The organism is Intestinimonas sp. RTP31139st1_F5_RTP31139_211217 (genome assembly GCF_040226735.1).
Classification (GTDB): Bacteria; Bacillota; Clostridia; order Oscillospirales; family Oscillospiraceae; genus Intestinimonas; species Intestinimonas butyriciproducens.
Window position 1 is genome coordinate 122,368 of record NZ_JBCOAQ010000005.1, and the last position, 17,046, is coordinate 139,413.

A 17,046-nucleotide genomic window follows, 5' to 3' on the forward strand; every position below is an offset into this window, starting at 1 on the left:
ACGGCGCGGGCGGCAATCCGGTTTGGATCGCCGCCCGCACTTTTATTTTACAAACCGCGTTCCAGAGGGTATAATAACAACAGCCAGCAAATTGTATTTGAGGTGTTCTCTTGAAAAAGTTGATTTTTCCCCTGCTCCTTGTTCTTTGTCTCACCCTCTCCGCCTGCGGCGTGTCCGGCGGGGAAGCCCCTTCTTCCCAGGAGGGGGATACGCTGACCATTGCCGCCACCACTTACCCCGTCTACCTCTTCACAAGGGCCGTTGTCGGGGAGATAGAGGGCGTGAAGGTAAGCGCCGTCATCAATCAGCCCATGAGCTGTCTCCACGATTATACCCTCTCGGTCGGCGATATGAAGATCATAGAAGGGGCCGATGTGATCGTCATGAACGGCGTGGGCCTAGAGGACTTCATGGACGACGCCCTGGCCGCCTCTTCCGCCATGGTCATCGACAGTTCGGAAGGCGTCGAGCTACTCCCCTACGAGGGACATGAGGACCACGACCACGGCGACAGCGAGGAAGCGGGGGACCACTTCGATCCCCATATCTGGATGGACCCGGGCCGGGCGGCGCAAATGGTGGAAAACATCGGCGCCGGTCTGGCCCTGGCCGATCCGCTCCATGCCGAAGCGTATCAAAAACGTGCTCAGGATGCCTCCGCCCAGCTCCTGAACTGGAAATCCACGCTCCGGGATATCATCGCTTCGGATCAGCCCGACCTTCGACTCCCGCACCGGGAACTCATCACCTTCCACGACGGCTTCCAGTACTTTGCTCAGGCTTTTGACCTGGACATTCTCAAGGCCATTGAAGAGGAGGAGGGCAGCGAGGCCAGCGCCGCCGAGATCAGGGAGATCGTGTCGCTCATCCGCACCTATGAGATTCCCGCCATCTTTACCGAGGTCAACGGCTCCGATTCCACCGCACAGGCCATTGCCCGCGAAACCGGTGTGGCGGTCTGCCCGCTTTCCATGATCATGAGCGGCGATGGAGACGGCCTGGATTCCTACTTCGACACGATCTCCGAGAATGTGGAGACCATCGCCAATGCGCTGAGCGAGGGGCAGGTAAGGGTACAATGAGCGTACGCAAGCATGACAATCTCTCCGGTTCCGGCTGTGACCGTTCCTGCTGCCTCAAGGTGGCCCACCTTGGGGTATCCATGGGTGACCAGGTCATTCTGGAAGACGTGAATTTCCATCTCCACTGCGGGGAAATCACCGCCCTCATCGGCCCCAACGGGGCGGGAAAGTCCACCCTGTTCCGGACGATCCTGGGACAACTGCCCCACTCCGGTGAGATCGACTTCCAGCGCGCCGGCGGAAAACACACCCGTCCGCTCATCGGCTATGTGCCCCAGAGCCCCAGCTTCGACCGCGGCGACCCGGTGAGCGTGCTGGACCTGTTCATCGCCTCCATCGCGGACTGGCCCGTTTTTCTGCCCACCCCGAAAAAGCTGCGGGAACGGGTCCTCCGCTGCCTGAGCCGGGTCCACGCCGAGCCCCTGGTGGATAAGCGCATCGGCTCTCTCTCCGGCGGAGAGCTCCAGCGGGTCCTGCTGGCTATGGCGCTGGAGCCGGTTCCCCATATCCTCATCCTGGACGAGCCCCTCTCCGGTGTGGACATCGAGGGGGAGCGGCAGCTCCTCGACATGCTCGACGAGGTGCGGCAGCAGTATGATCTCTCCATTCTCCTCTCCACCCATGACTTCGCCACGCTGGAGGAGTACGCGGACAAGGTGATCCTGCTACAGAGCTCCGTGCTCAAGTCCGGGCCTCCAAGAGAAGTCCTGTCCTCCCATGAATTCCGGGACGTGTTTCATCTCTCTTTGGGAAGGGGGTGGAGCAATTGAATCTGTGGTACTCCATTGTCGATCTGCTGCCTTTTGAATGGGCGCAGCCGGGCTCCATGTTCTTCATGAAGAACGCCTTGCTGGCGGTACTGGTCATCTCCCCCCTCTTCGGGCTGCTCTCCACCATGGTGGTGGAGAGTCGGATGTCCTTTTTTTCCGACGCATTGGGTCACTCCGCCTTTACCGGAATCGCCATCGGCACCCTGCTCGGCTCTACCGTCACCCTCTTCTCCGGCGCCGACCCCATGTGGTTCGCCGTTCTGTTCGCCGTGGTCTTTGCGCTGCTCTTTACCTTTGTGCGCAAACGGACCAGCCTGGCCAGCGATACTGTGATCGGCGTCTTTTCCTCCACAGCCGTGGCTCTGGGTATTTTTATCGCTACTCTGGGCGGCGGCAGCTTCACCAAGTTCAATGCTCTGCTCATCGGCGACATCCTCAGCGTGGAGCCCCGTAAAATCGGTCTGCTGGCCGGAATCCTGGCCCTGGTCGTCGTCTTATGGGTCTGTTCCTTCAATCAGCTCATGCTCGCCTCGGTCCATCCTGCCCTGGCGGACAGCCGCGGCATCCAGGTTTTCTGGCAGGAAGCCCTGTTTTCCGCCGCCATCGCTGTGGTCGTGACCATCTCCATGACCTGGGTGGGCCTGCTGGTGATCAACTCCCTGCTGGTGCTGCCCGGGGCAGCGGCCCGGAACGTCTCCCGAAACATGCGTCAGTATCATCTCGTCTCCCTTCTGTCGGCCGTCTGCGCCGGCATTGCCGGCCTGATGACCTCTTATTATATTGAAGCTTCCGCCGGCGCCGCCATTACGCTGTACCTGGCGATCTTTTTCGCCGTTACATTTTGTTTCCGTAAACAGAGGCTGTGATACAAGGAGGTATCGTTATGGCTAAACTGCTCTTTCAGGGACATGCAAGCTGCCGCATCACCACCCATTCCGGCACGGTCATCTATATTGACCCCTTTGCCGGCGAGGGCTATGATCTGCCGGCCGATCTGGTCCTCATCACCCACGAACACGAGGACCACAACGACTTGGGCAAGGTACCACAAAGGCCGGACTGCACTGTGATCCGGTCCACTGATGCGCTGGCCGGCGGACAATACCATAACTTTGACATCCACGGCGTCCACATCCAGACAGTGCCCGCCGGAAACCGGAACCACAATCCGAAGGAGTGCGTGGGTTACATCCTCACGGTGGACGGCGTCACGCTCTATCACGCGGGGGACACCTCCACCATGCCCCATATGGTGGTCCTTGCCCCCAGGAAGCTGGACTGGGTCCTGCTGCCAGTGGACGGCGTGTACAATATGGACCCGGCCGAGGCCTCTACCTGCGCCCGCCGTATCGGTGGAAAGCACACCATCCCTATCCATACAGACCCCAGCTATGCGTATAATCACACCCAGGCCAACCGCCTGGACTGTCCCGGCAAGGTCCTTCTGGAGCACGGACAGGCCATAGAGCTGTGATCCAATCCTTCTGACTGGCGGAATCTCTCCGCCACCGCAGGGCAGATCCCTCTCCCCAGATGAAAAAGCGCCGCCCGGCACAATGTTGCCGGGCGGCGCTTTTCGTCACATCTTATTCGTCGTCGTGGTCACAGCCACAACCGCAATCACAGTCGTCATCATCACAGTCGCATTCATCGGACACTGCAAACTGGCTGTGACAACTGGGGCACTCGATCACGCCGGCTCTCAGCACGTCCTCATCGATGACCAGCGGTTCCTTGCAGTTGGGACATTCTGCCTCAAAAAAGTCGTCCTCGTCCTCATCGCCGCAGCAGCACTCGTCATCCTCGTCCTCGTCATCCCCGTAGAGGAGCTCCTCCACGTCGGCCAGATCGTCGGACACGGCGTCCAGCTCTTCACCCAGAGCGGTAGCGTTTTCTTCCAGGTCCTCAATGGACATCCCCATCTCTTCCAGGATATCGATGATGACAGAGATGAGCTTGCCCTCTTTGGACTTTTCGGTATCGATCCCCAGCCCGTCGGACAGCCCCTTCAGATAGGCGACCTTCTCAGTAATCGTCATAGCAAAAATCTCCTTTAATATCGCCTTTCGGCTTGCTTACTTCTTGCAGCGCTCCAGATATTCGCCGCTGCGGGTGTCGATCTTGATCCTGTCGCCGGGGTTGATGAACAAAGGCACCTTGATCTCCGTGCCGGTCTCCAGCGTAGCGGGCTTGGTCACATTGGTGGCAGTGTCGCCCCGGAAGCCGGGATCGGTCTCTGTGACCTCCAGCTCCACGAACGTGGGGGGCTCCACCATAAAAATCTTGCCCTTATAGCTGTTGAGCTTACAGGACATGTTCTCCTTCACAAAACGGAAATCGTCACCCAGGGTGTCCTTGCTGACAGGCACCAAATCAAAGGTCTCGGGGTCCATGAAGTAGTACAGATCGCCGTCGTTGTAGCTGTACTCCATATCCTTGCGCTCCACATAGGCCGTCTCGAACTTGGCGGTGGGATTGAAGGAGGTCTCAGTGACCGCGCCCGTCATGACATTCTTCATCTTGGTGCGCACAAAGGCCGCGCCCTTGCCGGGCTTTACGTGCTGGAATTCGACGACCTGCATCACCTGGCCGTCCATCTCAAAGGTCACGCCGTTCCGAAAATCACTGGCAGTAATAGGCATTGGTATTCATCCTCCAAAGCAGCTTTCATTTTTTGCCGGGCACATCAACACCCGACATATAGATTATCTAAGTTATTTTACCTTATTCTTCCCCGTATTGCAAGGGTTTTTCCCCTGCTTTCAAAGAATAATCAACTCTTTCGGGGATTGCGTGATATCGATACAGCCGTTTTCGGTGAGAATGGTCACATCCTCAATGCGCACGCCGAATTTCCCCGGCAGATAGATGCCCGGCTCCGCGGACACGGCGGCCCCCACCGGCATTAGGCTCTCGTCTCTGGTGTTGGCGTTGGGGGACTCATGGATCTCAATGCCGACGCTGTGTCCGTAGCCGTGGCCGAAATACTCGCCGTATCCGGCCTCTTCAATGACCTTTCTGGCGGCGGCGTCAATGCTCTTTCCCGGCACCCCGGCTCTGGCGGCGGCGATCCCCGCCAGTTGGGCCTCCAACACGATGTGATAGACTTTCTTCATCTCCTCTGTGGGCTCCCCAATGGCGACGGTGCGCGTCATATCAGAACAATAGCCCCCGTATACACAGCCAAAGTCCATGGTGACAAATTCACCGCGCTGTATCTTGCGGGGCCCCGGAATGGCGTGAGGCCTGCTCCCGTTGGGACCCGAGGCCACAATGGGGTCAAAGGACATCCGCATAGCGCCGAAACGCAGCATGTCGTACTGAAGCTTCGCGGCGATCTCCTGCTCCGTCATGCCGGGCTGAATGAACGTGAGGATCTCACGAAACGCCCGATCCGTGATCTCCTGCGCCTTGACCATCAGCTCGATCTCCTCCTGGTCCTTGGCGGCCCGGAGGCCGTTCACCAGCTTCTGGGCGGGGACCAGCTCAGGGGTAACGCCCTCCTTCCAGATCTGATAGGAGGCAACGGACAAATACTCCTCCTCGAATCCCATCCGTTTGACGCCGCACCGATCCACCACCTCCTGGACCATCGCCCTGTAGTTACGGCTCCGGTCGGTCATGGAGATGGAGGCCCCGGTGATCAGATGGTTTGCCGCCTCGATATACCGGGAGTCGGTAAAGTAGAAGCACTCCCCGGCGGTGACGACCACCACGCCCTCTCCATGAAAGCCCACGGCATAAAACTCTCCGGGCTCACTGGTGAGCAGCATGGCGTCGACACCGTATTCGGGCAGCCTGGCCGCGATCTGTTTTAAATGATTCATCCTAATGACTTCCTTTCTTAATCCGTCATGATAAATATTCTTTCAGGAAAAAAACGCGATCAGTCCAACCACAATCAGCACAATACCGCCAACCCGTTCTGCCGTCAGCGCAGGGACGGACGGCTTCGCATCCTGATACCGCCAGCCATAAGCCGCATACCAGGCCGAATAGGGAGCCGCCAGGCCCCATATGCCGAATCCAAGCGCCGCCAGGGCAAACAGGGCATTTCCTCCTCCGCCGGCGCCATTCCCGGAAGAGCGGGGTATCTCATGGCCGAGTACCTCCAGCAGTTCCTCTCCCGGAACCCGCTCCCGCTCGGTATAGTCATCGCTCCACCCGCCGAAGCCGGTGTTTCCCCTCACTGTCCACCAGAAAGTCGCGCCGTCCGGATAGAGAATCTCAATACTCCCATCCTTATCGACACAATATTGGTATGTCTGGCCCCCACACGTGAGGACGCCGTTCTCTCTGTCTACCGTGTAGACTCTTCCATTCTGCTCCACCTCATAAACGCTGGGATGGGTCTCCCTCGTACAGGCACACAGGAGCAGCGCCAGCAGCATCAAGAGGAATAGCAGCGCCTTCCGCATCAGACCCCTTCCCTCTCTTTTTCGCCGTGGCCCTTCAGAAACCTCCGATACAGCGTCTGCATCTCCTGCGCGTCCCGCGCTTGGGTACCGGCACTTTCACAGATCACGGTGGGGCTCCATCCCCGCCGCGCCAGCTCCCGCATCAGCGGTACCGGGTCAGGCCCAAAATCCTCCTGGTCAAAGGTCAGATGACACTTTTCTCCTCCGCCGGGTGTAAAGGCAATTTTGGAGAAGTGGCTGTGAAAACGAGACGCCCGGTCGGCCCCCAACTTCTCCTCCACGCGATCCAGTATTCGCCGGGTGGCCTCTTCGCCCTCAAGCTCCCCCAGGGAGCGGGCGTACAGATGGCCGAAATCAATGCAGGGCAAAAGCCGTTCATCCAGCCGGCAGAGCTCCAGTACCTCATCCAAGTCTCCAAGCTGATTGATCTTTCCCATGGTCTCCGGACACAGGGTGATATGTCCGTACCCCTCCCCGTCGCAGGCCCGGATGACCTCCCGCAGCGAGATGAGGGCAATGTCCAACGCCTCCCTCCTGGTCCGCTTCATCAGGGCGCCGGTGTGGACCGTGACCCGGACGGCCCCCATCCAGTCCGCCACCTGACAGGCCGCCAGGACGTAGTTGGTGGTCTTTTTTAAACTCACCGGGTCCGGATTCGCCAGGTTGATAAAGTAAGGGGCGTGGAGGGAGAGCTGTATCCCATGTTCTCTGGCCGCTACACCCACTGCCCGAGCAGTCTCTTCCCCCACATTGACGCCCTTCCCGCATTGATATTCAAAGGCGTCCAGGCCCTGTGAGGCAAGCCATCCAGGATATTCCACCGAGGACCTGCCCGGATAGTTCCCCGCCTGCCCGGCAGGGCCGAATTTTACACCCACAGACTCATCTCCTCCTCCCCAAGGCCCGGAAGGGTTCCTCCACCGCATAGCGGAGATAGCGCCCGGGATTTCCCCGCAGTTCCATCGGCTCAACCATCAGGGCCAGTACGCCAGCGCGTTTGGCCCCCAGTATATCCGTAAAAATTTGATCCCCCACCATGGCGGTTTGGGCAGGCGTGCGGCCCATCTGCTCCATGGCCCTGAAAAACCCCTCTGTCCTCGGCTTTCCCGCATGGCCCAGATAGGGAACCTCCAGGCACCGCGCATAGTGTCCGGCCCGGGTGGGCTTTCGGCTGTTGGAGAGCAGAAAGAGCTCCACCCCTGCCTCCGCCAGGCCGCATTTCCACTGCTGGACGGCGGGCTCCGGGTCCGGCTGTCCGTATTTGGCCAGGGTATTGTCCAGATCAGCCAGCAATAACGAGACGCCGTGCCGGGAGAGCTCCGTCCCATCGATCTCAAAAATGGAGGAATAAACACGATCAGGAATCAGGGAAAAAGCCATGTATTCACCTCATGAAAATAATCTTGCCCGCATAGATTGCATTATAACACAACACGGACAAGGGGGACAACCCACATGCTTTCAAAATCCAACCTGATCCTGGCGGCCGCTCCCACCGAAATGATGGCGGCCCAGTCCTTTGGCCTCACCCTGGCCCACATGGCGTATCGGGTGGGCGGCGGCCCCCACCTGTTCCGGGCCAATCTGCCCATCCCCGCCCGCGGCGGGCTCATGATGATCGACGACGCCGGCTTCGATGGCAGAGGCGACCCCGGTCCCTTCTGCCAGGAGGTAATGCGGGAGTGCACAGCCAGAGGCTATACCGGCGTGATCTGCGGTTTCGACCGTCCCTTCCCCTTGCTGGGCAGGGTCATCGCCGAACTCTCACCCCTGTTGGAACGCCAGGGCTGGCCTTTTTACATTAGTGAACTTTACGCCCGCTATTCGGATACCGCCAAAATTTTGATTCCCACCGCCCTCTCTGGCGGCTCCCTGCACCAGCGCCTGGAAGAGGCCGCCGCCCAGTACGGCGCATCCCGGATCGCGCTGGCTGTAGAGCGCGCCGCCGAAGACTTTTTCCTTCCCTCGCCCACCGGGCAGGGTATCCCCCTGAGCCAGGAAGCACTGCAGGCTCGCATCGAGGAGCGCAGTCCTACCATTTTCTTCTCAGGCGAACTGTGCGCCCATTACTTCACCTATATGAATAAACAGAACGGCGCCCACTTTATCCTTTTTGATGACGCGTCCTCCATCCGCAAGAAGCTGCATGTGGCCCGCACACTTGATATCTCCGACGCCCTTCTCCCCTATCCCGAGGTGGCGGATATTTTGCCGGAAATTCTGGCCTGATTTTTTCTCCGTAGCGTACTCCCTTGACTTTCTCACCATTTTCTGATAAATTGAGCATCCATTTATTTCAATAGGAGGTGCTCATTATGTTAACGGATCTCTGCGCCTGGACGGAGGAATTCCTCCGTCGGCTGTTAGACGCCTTTCCCCAGAGGCTGATATTCGCCGGGCTTCAGGGGAGCTACGGCCGGGGGGAGGCCACACCGGAGAGCGACATCGACCTCGTTGTGATCCTGGACCATGTGGGGCTCCCCGAGCTGGAGACTTATCGCGGTCTGGTACGGGGCATGGATCAGGGGGCGCTGGCCTGCGGCTTTCTATGCGGGCGCGTAGAACTGGATCGCTGGCCCCGCTACGACCTGATGCAGCTCGTCTGGGATACGCGCCCTCTCTATGGTACGCTGGAGGGACTCCACGAATTTACCCCCGACGATGTGGATATGGCCATACAAATCGGCGCTTCCGCCCTCTATCACAGCGCGGTACACTGTTTTCTCTACGACAATGACCCCTCCACCGCGCTCCCGGCGCTGGAAAAGAGCGCCTTTTTCCTGGCCCGCCTGGAGCTCTTCCGTCGTACAGGCGCTTACCCGTCCACGCGTCGGGAAACCGCTCTGTCCTATGGCCCCTGGTCCGGCGGCACAGAGAAAAAATATGAACGGCTGATCCGCTGGTCTTCCTCCCTGCTGTAGGCGAAAGAGATAACAAAAGCCCGGCGCCGTACGGCGCCGGGCTTTATTGTTCATCAATAGAATTTCTTCTTGTTCTTCCGGGCCGCCTCGGACTTCTTGCGGCGCTTAACGCTGGGACTCTCGTAGTGCTCACGCTTACGCACCTCGGCCAGCACCCCGGACTTGGCGCAACTACGCTTAAAACGCTTCAGCGCGCTCTCCAGAGACTCATTCTCCCTGACATGGACTTCCGACATTATTGTTTCCCCTCCCTCCGAAGTGACAAGCCAAGCCTGCCACGAAAGGGCCATTCGTATGGCTTTAACAGTAGTATTATATGCAATTTTATCTCCATTGTCAAGAGGACATTTTCAAGTCCATTTTACGATCGGTTTTACCAGCAGGACTTCTTGTGGGCCGCTCCCTCCTGTGGTACAATAGGACGCACAAACGATCATTGATTATGAAAGAGAGCTTACCAACATGATCAGGAAATTACAAGAAGCAGATATAAATCGGGTTGCAACCATTTGGTTCGCGGTCAATATAACAGCCCATAATTTTATTTCCGCCCAGTACTGGATGGACCATTTTGAAATAGTGCAAGAAATGTTTCCGCAAGCGGAAGTGTACGTCTATGAAGAGGGCGCCAGCATACAAGGTTTTATTGGATTGCAGGAGGACTATATCGCCGGTATTTTTGTCTCCGGCGAGGCTCAATCCAGTGGGATCGGCAGACGTTTGATCCATTTTGCAAAAGGCATACGAAGTCAACTGCGTTTGGATGTATATCAAAAAAATACACGGGCAGTACGGTTCTATCAAAGAGAGGGCTTTGAGATTTCAGGAGAACACACGGAGCAAAATACGGGCGAAAGAGAATATTCTATGATATGGAAGCGGCAATAGCCGCCCCCATTGATCGGAGAGTCCCTGAATTTGAGGCGGCTCTCCGTTTTTATTCCATTCCGGCGGAGCGCGGAATGGGCCGCGCAGCTATAAACCACACAACCGGCAAATATAAGCCTGCCTCACGCTTTCCTTGCCGCAAGCAGAAACCGATGGATCTGTCCCTCGAGGCATCCCGTTTGTTCCAATATCTCCTGCGCGCGGTATAGCTCTTTCAGGCATTTCTCTACCGTGAAACCGGGAAACTCCCATGCAATCACGTGGGCGAACCAGACAAATGCCCCCACGTCGTAGAATTTGATCGGTCGAAATGCCTCCTGCGATTGCAGAATCACAAACCCTGCCTTTTGGAACCGTTTTGATACCAGCTTTAAGCGCATCTCGGGAAAGGGAAGCTCCGTACCCGGAAGCAAAAGTTCCACCAAGGCCCTGTCATTTTCAGCGCCTACCTGCTCGGTAATAAAAATCCCGCCGCGCTTTACCACGCGATGTAGCTCTGATACACAGAAGCTGCCGTGCCTGTTTATGACGATATCAAAAGCCTCATCTTCAAAGGGAAGGTCTTCGGATGCGTCGGCCCTGTGAAAGTCTACTCCAAGCGGACACAGCGTCTTTTCACATAGCCGCACGTTGGGAGGATATGCTTCCGTTGCGCTGGTATTCGAATAGGGGTGGCGGAGGGACAGTAAAAATTCCCCTCCGCCCGTATCAAGATCGAGCAGGCGGTATCTTGATTCCAAATATTGCTCAATCACTGCTCTGTAACTCCACGGCAGGTCGTTTTCCTCCTCATACCGCCCCTGGATGTGTGAGAAATCCCACCCCTGGATATGGGCGGCGCGCTCCTCCTTCAGCCATTGCTCTTTTAAGCGTTCCTTGTCCATGACCGCCACCCCTTGAACCGCTATTCCAGCCCCATCTCACGGCAAATGATTCCTTTCACTCTGCGCTCGCGCGCCCGCGGTGCCCCACCCCACCGCATCCTATCTGTCAAATGCGTACGACGCGGGTTCCGCCGCCCTTTCCTCTCTGCCTGTCCTCTGCTGGAAATGATTGTGACTTGCCTGTCAAGGCCAAATTCGTTACAATTCGGTTACAAAACGACCGACGGAGGATTTCCCTATGAAACGCTTTTTGACCGCTCTCACACTGAGTCTGACGCTGGCCGCCAACCCCGCCCTGGCCGCAAGCCCTTCGGTATCTGTGGATGGAACTCCCGTGGCCGCATATGCCACCGTCCGCCAAAACACAACTTACGTAGCCCTGCGCCCAATGGCCGAGGCCCTCTTGGAGGACGCCGCCGTATCCTGGGAGGGGAGTTGCGCCGCAGTCCGGGGGACCGGTCTGGACCTGACCGCATCCCCCGGCGCTCTGTACCTGGAATCTAACGGCCGTGCCCTGTACATACCCTACGGCGTTCTGCTGGAGTCCGGACGCACACTGGTGCCCGTCCGCGTCCTGGCCGCCGCGCTGGGCGCCGAAGTGGAGTGGGACTCCGCCACCGGCCATGTAAATGTCACCACCGGTACAGATGCCATTCCCTCCGCTGACGAGCAGTACGACGCGGACGCCCTGCGCTGGCTCTCTCACATCATCTCCGCAGAGAGCCGGGGCGAGCCCCTCACCGGAAAGATCGCTGTGGGCAATGTGGTCCTGAATCGAGTGGCTCACAGCGAGTTCCCCAACACCATCTACGGCGTGATTTTCGACTCCCGCTGGGGGGGACAGTTTGAGCCGGTGCGCAACGGCACCATTTATCACACCCCCACCGAGGAGAGCGTGACTGCCGCCAAGCTGGTGCTGGAGGGGGCCGACGTGGCTGGCGAGAGCCTCTACTTCCTGGCCCCCACCCTCACCAACAACCACTGGATCATGGAAAACCGGGACTATATCATGACCATCGGCGTCCATTGGTTCTACAAATGATCAGGTTCCTCCCGCCTGTCCGGCGATCTGCTCCGCCAGATCGTTGAGATAGACCCACCGCTCCATTTTTTCCTCCAGTGCAGCCTCCAGCTCGGACTCTCTGCTCTGGAGCGCCTGGAGGGCCACATAGTCGCTGGCCTTCGCCTCCTGCTCCGTCCGGATCTGGGCGAGTTGCTCCTCCAGGGCGGCGATTTCACCATCAATGTTTTCATACTCCCGCTGCTCTTTATAGCTGAATTTCAGCTTCTTGGAGCCGGACGGTCTCTCCCGCCGCTTTTCAGCCGGGGCGGAGACCGTCTTTTCCCTTTTCTCCTCCGCCTTCCGGGCGTCAAGGTAGTCGGTGTAATTCCCCACGTATTCGGTAACCGCGCCGCTCTCCCCCACCTCAAAGATACGCCGGACGGTCTTATCCAGAAAATAGCGGTCGTGGGAGACGGCGATCACCGCGCCAGGGAACGTCTCCAGATAATCCTCCAGGATGGTGAGGGTCTGGATATCCAAGTCATTGGTGGGCTCATCCAGCAGCAGCACATTGGGCGCCGCAGCCAGAATGGAGAGGAGAAAAAGCCGCCGCCGCTCCCCGCCTGAGAGTTTCCCGATCGGAGCCCACTGTTCGTCCGCCGGGAAAAGAAACTGCTCCAGAAGCTGGGACGCCGTCACCCTCCCCTCCGCTGTCTCGATGCTGTTACCGATCTCCTTGACGAAATCGATGACCCGCATCTCCGGGTCCATGGGCGGGTTTTCCTGGGAAAAGTAGCCCATGCGCACCGTCTTACCGGTCGCCACCTCGCCGGAATCGGGCATGAGCCGTCCCGCGATCAGGTTGAGCAGCGTGGACTTGCCGCTGCCGTTCCGGCCCACCACTCCGATCCGGTCCTCCCGCAGCAGCATCAGGTCAAAGTCCCGGAGCACAGTTCTCCCCGCAAAGGACTTGCTCACACCGTGGAGCTCTACCGTCTTTTTCCCCAGGCGGGAAGAGACGGCGGAGAGCTCCAACGCCGTCCGCTCCTCCGGGCCGGACTGACTTTTGAGGGCTTCGTACCGTTCCAGACGCTCCCGGCTCTTGGTCCCCCGGGCGGTGGGGCCCTGCATGACCCATTGGTACTCTCTGCGCAGGATGGCCTGCCGCTTGCGTTCGCTGGCCTGGGCCATCTCCTCCCGCAGCGCCTTCTGTTCCAGGTACTTGTCGTAGTTGCCCTCATAAAAGGCAAGGGCTCCTCCCTCCACCTCCGCCATGCGTCCGACCACCCGCTCCAAAAAGTAGCGGTCATGCGTGACCATTACCAGCGCGCCTTTGAACTGCCGGAGCTCGTCCTCCAGCCAAGCGACCATACCGCTGTCCAAATGGTTGGTGGGCTCGTCCAGGATCAGCACATCGCAGGGACATGCCAGCGCGGAGCACAGCGCCACCCGCTTGCGCTGGCCGCCGGAAAGCACTCCCACACGCTGCTCAAACAGGGGCACTCCCAGCCGGGTGAGGATGGTCTTGGCCTCATATTCCGCCAGAGCCCGCGCCTCGGGCGAGACCCCGGCAAAGACCTGCTCCAGCACCGTATTTTTCTCATCAAACGCCGGAAGCTGGGGAAGATAGTTGAGGCGCACATTGGGGTCCCGGCTCACCCGTCCCTCGTCCGGCTCCTCCGCACCTGCCAGGATCCGCAGGAGGGTGGATTTTCCCGTGCCGTTGACGCCGATGACTCCCAGCTTCTGTCCCGCCTCCAGGTAGAGGGACACCCGGTCCAGCACCTTCCGTGTCCCGTAGGTTTTAGAAATCTGTTCCGCAGATAGCAGCATAACGGTTCCTCGCTTATTTTGGACTTTTTCTTAGTATACATGAATTTCTTTGAAAAGAAAAGCCGCCTCCTGGGCAAACTCTCCCCGGAGGCGATCTTTTGTTATGCAAGATATCGAGATGCTGCATCACATCCACAAGAGCACGGAAATGGGCCGCGAGGGAATTCTCTCCGTCTTGGGCAGCGCCAAGGACACCGCCCTTCGGACGGCTCTGGAACAGCAGCTTACAGAATATGAGCAGATGATGGGCAGTTCGGCACGGCTGTTGGAGGAGCGGGGCAAAACACCGAAAGGGGTCCCGGCAGCCGCAAAGCTGTCCGCCCGGATGACCTCTGCGGTAAAGACGTGGATGGACCCCTCTCCCTCCAAAATCGCCGAGATGATGGTCCAGGGCAACACCATGGGCATGACCAAGAGTCTGCGCCAGATGCGGACCTATGCTTCCGAGGACGGCCGGGTAAAGGACCTGGCCGACAAGCTTCTTCAAACAGAGGAGGCCAATATCCAGCAGATGAAAGGCTTTTTATAGTCCCGCCGGGAGAGGTGCACGCCTCTCCCGCTGCTCTTTCCCCTCAGAAAAAGCTGAGCTGCCTGTCCCCATAGCCCTGCTGATAGCTGGAGACGATCTGCTTCATCTCATAGAGGAGGCCCAGTGCCCGGCACCGCGCGGAAAACACTCCCCACAGACGTTTTGCCCGGGGGCTTACACACCAATACCGGTTCCCAAAGGCACGGCGATTTTTCTCCGCCAGGCCCTGGCCGGGAAAGCGCGTCTCCAGCTCCTGATAGTACCAGGCCCTCTGCCTGTCCCGCTGGGTCATGCCGAACACGGGGTAGATATACCGCGCCCCAGCCTCCGCCGCCCGTTCCACCACCTCCAGCACATTTTCCTCCGTATCCTCCAGGAAGGGCAGCACAGGCATGAGAAGGACACAGACGGGCAGGCCCGCCTGCGACAGCCTCCGCACCGCCTCCAGCCGCCGGGTGGGGCTGGGCGCACCGGGCTCCAGCCGTGCGGCCAGGGCGTCGTCACAGGTCGTGACGGTGAGCTTGCAGAGCACGGGCGCGTGCGCATGCAGCAGGGTGAGCACATCGATATCCCGCACGATCAGGTCCGACTTGGTGGCGATGGCCACTCCAAAACCGTAGGCGTCCAGCAGCGCCAGCGCGTTCCGGGTGAGCTGCAGCCTTTCCTCCAGCGGATGGTAGGGGTCCGACATAGAGCCTGTCCCCACCACGCCGGGCCGGATCTTCCGGCGCAGGTCGTCGCGGAGGATCTCCAGGGCGTTTTCCTTCACACGCACCCGGTCGAAGTCCTCATTTTGATAGCACTCACTGCGGCTGTCACAGTAGATGCAGCCGTGGGGACAGCCCCGGTAGATGTTCATGGTATGGTCGGTACCGAACCAAGAGGTATCCCGATTGCGGATAATCAGGTGTTTGCAGGGTACATATTCCATGGGAGCTCCCCCTTTCCGTGCCGGGCGGTCCATCGGTTTCTTATTTTACCTTAAAAGGGGCGCCGCCGCAACCGGCATCGCCCCTTTCTCGCATGGTTCCGGCATCCAATCGCCAGGGCCGCCGGTATTCCCCTGAATGGGGATGTACCGCTTGCGCTCGGGATATCTGAAAAATTTGACCGGGACGGCCGTCCCGGTCAAAATCTATCTTCTCCTGAATGCAAAAAATCGCTGTCCAAAATAGTTGAAGCCCGTATAAAGCGCCATACCGCCCAACTTGGTCAGCCTATCCCGCCAGACCGTGGGAAGGGATGTGCGGCCCAAGATCAGTCCGCCAACGGGCTGTGCCACGCCGTATGCGAGCACATAGCACACCGCCACATTCAGGGCGAACTTTACCGCCGAACGGCCCAGCGTCTCGTCGCTGCGGAAGGTGAAGGACCGGTTGAGGAAAAAGCTCATCACCGCCCCAGCCACATAGGCGATGGCGGTGGAGGGCCAGTAGCCCAGATCCTCCAGGAGGAACATCAGCGCCATGGAGAGGAGGGTGTTGCCCACCCCCACCAGCAGGAATTTGAGGATGGAGGAATCAATCAGCCTTGCCATTGCCGTCCTCCAGAATCTCCCGGATCAGGAACCGAGGCCGTGCCTTGGTCTCCAGGTAGATTTTTCCGATATACTCTCCAATGACCCCCAGGGACAGCAGGATCAGTCCCCCGATGGCCCACACGGAACAGATGAGGCTGGCCCAGCCCACGATTGTATCCCCATGGGCCCAGCGGACGATGGAGTAGACCAGCATCAGAAGGCTCACCAGAAAGATGAGGAAGCCCAGCAGTGTGATATACCGGATGGGCTTGGTAGACAGACTGGTGATGCCCTCCATGGCAAAGGAGAGCATTTTCTTGAGGGGATACTTGCTCTCCCCGGCAAAGCGTTCTCCCCGCTCATACTCCACCGTGCCGACGGTATAGCCGATCATGGGGACGATGCCCCGGAGGAAGAGGTTCACCTCCCGGAATTCGGCCAATCCATCCAAGGCCCGGCGGGACATCAGCCGGTAATCGGCGTGGTTGAACACGGTCTCCGCCCCCAGGAAATTCATCACCCGGTAAAACCCCTCGGCGGTAACCCGTTTGAAAAAGGTATCCTTTTTCCGGGAGGAACGGACGCCATAGACAATGTCGCAACCCTCGCTGTACTTCTCCACCATGGCATCCACCGCATCCACATCATCCTGGAGGTCGGCGTCCATGGACACTGCCATGTCACAGCGGTCCCGGGCAGTCATGAGCCCGGCCAGCAGGGCATTCTGATGACCCCGGTTCCGGCTCAGGTCCACCCCTGAAAAGAGGGGGTCCGCGGCATGAAGCCTTGAAATGACCCCCCAGGTCCCATCCCTGGAGCCGTCATTGACAAAGAGGACCCGGCTCTTCGGCGATATCTTACCCGCCGCCATCAGGCCCCGGAGCTTGTCCCCCAGCCGCCGTGCGGTCTCCGGCAGAACTTCCTCCTCGTTGTAGCACGGAACGACGATATAAAGCGTGTCACACATGGTCATCTGATGCCTCGCTCATAACTGAAATATGCAGCACTTCACAAATTTTGAAAAAAACCTCTAGTGACGGCTTTTTTGTTCCGCGCTCGATCTCATTGTAAAATGGTTGTGTGATCCCGACCAGAGCCGCCATTTTATATTGACTGTAGCCGAATTTTTTCCGCCTTGCCTTTATGATCCCAACATAATCCACCAAAACAATCACCATTGTTCATGATATAGCTGAAAA

Annotated in this window: 22 protein-coding genes; 9 read left to right on the forward strand and 13 right to left on the reverse strand. The window is 58.5% G+C overall.

What is annotated here, in order from left to right:
- Positions 1–110: 110 nt before the first annotated feature.
- From ABUA09_RS06075 to ABUA09_RS06090, 4 genes are read left to right on the forward strand one after another with little or no spacing between them, the layout of a single operon-like run.
- Positions 111–1,082 (forward strand): metal ABC transporter substrate-binding protein, encoded by a 972-nt coding sequence (locus ABUA09_RS06075; RefSeq protein ID WP_349949207.1) that lies wholly within the window; start codon positions 111–113, stop codon positions 1,080–1,082.
- Entirely contained in the window at positions 1,079–1,852 is a 774-nt protein-coding gene (locus ABUA09_RS06080; protein WP_033117855.1) for a metal ABC transporter ATP-binding protein, read from the forward strand. The genes ABUA09_RS06075 and ABUA09_RS06080 overlap by 4 nt, the downstream gene beginning before the upstream one ends.
- Complete coding sequence (locus ABUA09_RS06085) at positions 1,849–2,718, forward strand: metal ABC transporter permease (RefSeq protein WP_033117854.1); 870 nt, start codon at positions 1,849–1,851, stop codon at positions 2,716–2,718. The genes ABUA09_RS06080 and ABUA09_RS06085 overlap by 4 nt, the downstream gene beginning before the upstream one ends.
- 17 nt (positions 2,719–2,735) lie before the next feature.
- Entirely contained in the window at positions 2,736–3,326 is a 591-nt protein-coding gene (locus ABUA09_RS06090) for an MBL fold metallo-hydrolase (RefSeq protein WP_033117853.1), read from the forward strand.
- Between the two features lie 112 nt (positions 3,327–3,438).
- On the opposite strand, the gene ABUA09_RS06095 is transcribed toward ABUA09_RS06090, so the two are convergent.
- From ABUA09_RS06095 to ABUA09_RS06120, 6 genes are all read right to left on the reverse strand, one after another.
- A complete protein-coding gene (locus ABUA09_RS06095) occupies positions 3,439–3,891 on the reverse strand; it encodes a CD1247 N-terminal domain-containing protein (RefSeq protein ID WP_033117852.1) in 453 nt (150 codons plus the stop codon).
- Positions 3,892–3,927: 36 nt separating this feature from the next.
- Positions 3,928–4,494, reverse strand: coding sequence for an elongation factor P (gene efp / locus ABUA09_RS06100; RefSeq protein WP_033117851.1), 567 nt, complete (start codon positions 4,492–4,494; stop codon positions 3,928–3,930).
- Between the two features lie 120 nt (positions 4,495–4,614).
- Positions 4,615–5,679, reverse strand: coding sequence for a M24 family metallopeptidase (locus tag ABUA09_RS06105; protein ID WP_279202725.1), 1,065 nt, complete (start codon positions 5,677–5,679; stop codon positions 4,615–4,617).
- Positions 5,680–5,721: 42 nt separating this feature from the next.
- Positions 5,722–6,270: a DUF6199 family natural product biosynthesis protein gene (locus ABUA09_RS06110; protein ID WP_279202727.1), complete on the reverse strand. Its 549-nt coding sequence runs from the start codon at positions 6,268–6,270 to the stop codon at positions 5,722–5,724.
- Positions 6,270–7,148 (reverse strand): TIM barrel protein, encoded by an 879-nt coding sequence (locus ABUA09_RS06115; RefSeq protein ID WP_033117848.1) that lies wholly within the window; start codon positions 7,146–7,148, stop codon positions 6,270–6,272. The genes ABUA09_RS06110 and ABUA09_RS06115 overlap by 1 nt, the downstream gene beginning before the upstream one ends.
- Before the next feature lie 4 nt (positions 7,149–7,152).
- Entirely contained in the window at positions 7,153–7,650 is a 498-nt protein-coding gene (locus tag ABUA09_RS06120; protein ID WP_033117847.1) for a YqeG family HAD IIIA-type phosphatase, read from the reverse strand.
- A gap of 75 nt (positions 7,651–7,725) precedes the next feature.
- On the opposite strand from ABUA09_RS06120, the gene ABUA09_RS06125 reads away from it, so the two are divergent.
- Positions 7,726–8,499 carry a glycoside hydrolase family 18 protein gene (locus ABUA09_RS06125; RefSeq protein WP_033117846.1) on the forward strand — a complete coding sequence of 258 codons (774 nt, stop codon included), beginning with the start codon at positions 7,726–7,728 and terminating at the stop codon, positions 8,497–8,499.
- Positions 8,500–8,585: 86 nt separating this feature from the next.
- Positions 8,586–9,191, forward strand: a complete 606-nt coding sequence (locus ABUA09_RS06130) for a nucleotidyltransferase domain-containing protein (protein WP_052082685.1) — start codon at positions 8,586–8,588, stop codon at positions 9,189–9,191.
- A 53-nt stretch (positions 9,192–9,244) separates the two neighbouring features.
- Here the strand turns inward: ABUA09_RS06130 and rpsU are convergent, their stop codons facing one another.
- Positions 9,245–9,427 carry a 30S ribosomal protein S21 gene (gene rpsU, locus ABUA09_RS06135; RefSeq protein WP_033117845.1) on the reverse strand — a complete coding sequence of 61 codons (183 nt, stop codon included), beginning with the start codon at positions 9,425–9,427 and terminating at the stop codon, positions 9,245–9,247.
- Between the two features lie 226 nt (positions 9,428–9,653).
- Between rpsU and ABUA09_RS06140 the strand changes: the two genes are divergently transcribed.
- Positions 9,654–10,079, forward strand: coding sequence for a GNAT family N-acetyltransferase (locus tag ABUA09_RS06140; RefSeq protein ID WP_033117844.1), 426 nt, complete (start codon positions 9,654–9,656; stop codon positions 10,077–10,079).
- Between the two features lie 122 nt (positions 10,080–10,201).
- Here ABUA09_RS06140 and ABUA09_RS06145 read toward each other — a convergent pair whose 3' ends face one another.
- Positions 10,202–10,963 (reverse strand): class I SAM-dependent methyltransferase, encoded by a 762-nt coding sequence (locus tag ABUA09_RS06145; RefSeq protein WP_058117418.1) that lies wholly within the window; start codon positions 10,961–10,963, stop codon positions 10,202–10,204.
- A 238-nt stretch (positions 10,964–11,201) separates the two neighbouring features.
- On the opposite strand from ABUA09_RS06145, the gene ABUA09_RS06150 reads away from it, so the two are divergent.
- Complete coding sequence (locus tag ABUA09_RS06150) at positions 11,202–12,005, forward strand: cell wall hydrolase (RefSeq protein ID WP_033117842.1); 804 nt, start codon at positions 11,202–11,204, stop codon at positions 12,003–12,005.
- On the opposite strand, the gene ABUA09_RS06155 is transcribed toward ABUA09_RS06150, so the two are convergent.
- On the reverse strand, positions 12,006–13,799 hold the full coding sequence (locus ABUA09_RS06155; RefSeq protein WP_349949208.1) for an ABC-F family ATP-binding cassette domain-containing protein: 1,794 nt from the start codon (positions 13,797–13,799) through the stop codon (positions 12,006–12,008). It abuts the gene before it with no gap.
- A gap of 103 nt (positions 13,800–13,902) precedes the next feature.
- Between ABUA09_RS06155 and ABUA09_RS06160 the strand changes: the two genes are divergently transcribed.
- Positions 13,903–14,328, forward strand: a complete 426-nt coding sequence (locus tag ABUA09_RS06160; RefSeq protein ID WP_075703594.1) for a hypothetical protein — start codon at positions 13,903–13,905, stop codon at positions 14,326–14,328.
- Between the two features lie 43 nt (positions 14,329–14,371).
- Here the strand turns inward: ABUA09_RS06160 and ABUA09_RS06165 are convergent, their stop codons facing one another.
- From ABUA09_RS06165 to ABUA09_RS06180, 4 genes are all read right to left on the reverse strand, one after another.
- Positions 14,372–15,259, reverse strand: a complete 888-nt coding sequence (locus tag ABUA09_RS06165; RefSeq protein WP_195969917.1) for an SPL family radical SAM protein — start codon at positions 15,257–15,259, stop codon at positions 14,372–14,374.
- Between the two features lie 204 nt (positions 15,260–15,463).
- Entirely contained in the window at positions 15,464–15,865 is a 402-nt protein-coding gene (locus ABUA09_RS06170) for a GtrA family protein (protein WP_058118726.1), read from the reverse strand.
- Positions 15,849–16,814 carry a glycosyltransferase family 2 protein gene (locus tag ABUA09_RS06175; RefSeq protein WP_075705405.1) on the reverse strand — a complete coding sequence of 322 codons (966 nt, stop codon included), beginning with the start codon at positions 16,812–16,814 and terminating at the stop codon, positions 15,849–15,851. Before ABUA09_RS06175 ends, ABUA09_RS06170 begins: the two co-directional genes overlap by 17 nt.
- Positions 16,807–17,025: a helix-turn-helix domain-containing protein gene (locus ABUA09_RS06180; RefSeq protein WP_207735840.1), complete on the reverse strand. Its 219-nt coding sequence runs from the start codon at positions 17,023–17,025 to the stop codon at positions 16,807–16,809. The genes ABUA09_RS06175 and ABUA09_RS06180 overlap by 8 nt, the downstream gene beginning before the upstream one ends.
- Between the last annotated feature and the right edge of the window lie 21 nt (positions 17,026–17,046).

Coding starts and splice junctions, on each gene's coding strand:
- ABUA09_RS06080 (WP_033117855.1), top strand. CDS start 1,079: ATGAGCGTACGCAAGCATGACAATCTCTCCGGTTCCGGCTGTGACCGT.
- ABUA09_RS06090 (WP_033117853.1), top strand. CDS start 2,736: ATGGCTAAACTGCTCTTTCAGGGACATGCAAGCTGCCGCATCACCACC.
- ABUA09_RS06095 (WP_033117852.1), bottom strand. CDS start 3,891: ATGACGATTACTGAGAAGGTCGCCTATCTGAAGGGGCTGTCCGACGGG.
- efp (WP_033117851.1), bottom strand. CDS start 4,494: ATGCCTATTACTGCCAGTGATTTTCGGAACGGCGTGACCTTTGAGATG.
- ABUA09_RS06105 (WP_279202725.1), bottom strand. CDS start 5,679: ATGAATCATTTAAAACAGATCGCGGCCAGGCTGCCCGAATACGGTGTC.
- ABUA09_RS06110 (WP_279202727.1), bottom strand. CDS start 6,270: ATGCGGAAGGCGCTGCTATTCCTCTTGATGCTGCTGGCGCTGCTCCTG.
- ABUA09_RS06120 (WP_033117847.1), bottom strand. CDS start 7,650: ATGGCTTTTTCCCTGATTCCTGATCGTGTTTATTCCTCCATTTTTGAG.
- ABUA09_RS06125 (WP_033117846.1), top strand. CDS start 7,726: ATGCTTTCAAAATCCAACCTGATCCTGGCGGCCGCTCCCACCGAAATG.
- ABUA09_RS06130 (WP_052082685.1), top strand. CDS start 8,586: ATGTTAACGGATCTCTGCGCCTGGACGGAGGAATTCCTCCGTCGGCTG.
- rpsU (WP_033117845.1), bottom strand. CDS start 9,427: ATGTCGGAAGTCCATGTCAGGGAGAATGAGTCTCTGGAGAGCGCGCTG.
- ABUA09_RS06140 (WP_033117844.1), top strand. CDS start 9,654: ATGATCAGGAAATTACAAGAAGCAGATATAAATCGGGTTGCAACCATT.
- ABUA09_RS06145 (WP_058117418.1), bottom strand. CDS start 10,963: ATGGACAAGGAACGCTTAAAAGAGCAATGGCTGAAGGAGGAGCGCGCC.
- ABUA09_RS06150 (WP_033117842.1), top strand. CDS start 11,202: ATGAAACGCTTTTTGACCGCTCTCACACTGAGTCTGACGCTGGCCGCC.
- ABUA09_RS06155 (WP_349949208.1), bottom strand. CDS start 13,799: ATGCTGCTATCTGCGGAACAGATTTCTAAAACCTACGGGACACGGAAG.
- ABUA09_RS06160 (WP_075703594.1), top strand. CDS start 13,903: ATGCAAGATATCGAGATGCTGCATCACATCCACAAGAGCACGGAAATG.
- ABUA09_RS06165 (WP_195969917.1), bottom strand. CDS start 15,259: ATGGAATATGTACCCTGCAAACACCTGATTATCCGCAATCGGGATACC.
- ABUA09_RS06170 (WP_058118726.1), bottom strand. CDS start 15,865: ATGGCAAGGCTGATTGATTCCTCCATCCTCAAATTCCTGCTGGTGGGG.
- ABUA09_RS06175 (WP_075705405.1), bottom strand. CDS start 16,814: ATGTGTGACACGCTTTATATCGTCGTTCCGTGCTACAACGAGGAGGAA.
- ABUA09_RS06180 (WP_207735840.1), bottom strand. CDS start 17,025: ATGGTGATTGTTTTGGTGGATTATGTTGGGATCATAAAGGCAAGGCGG.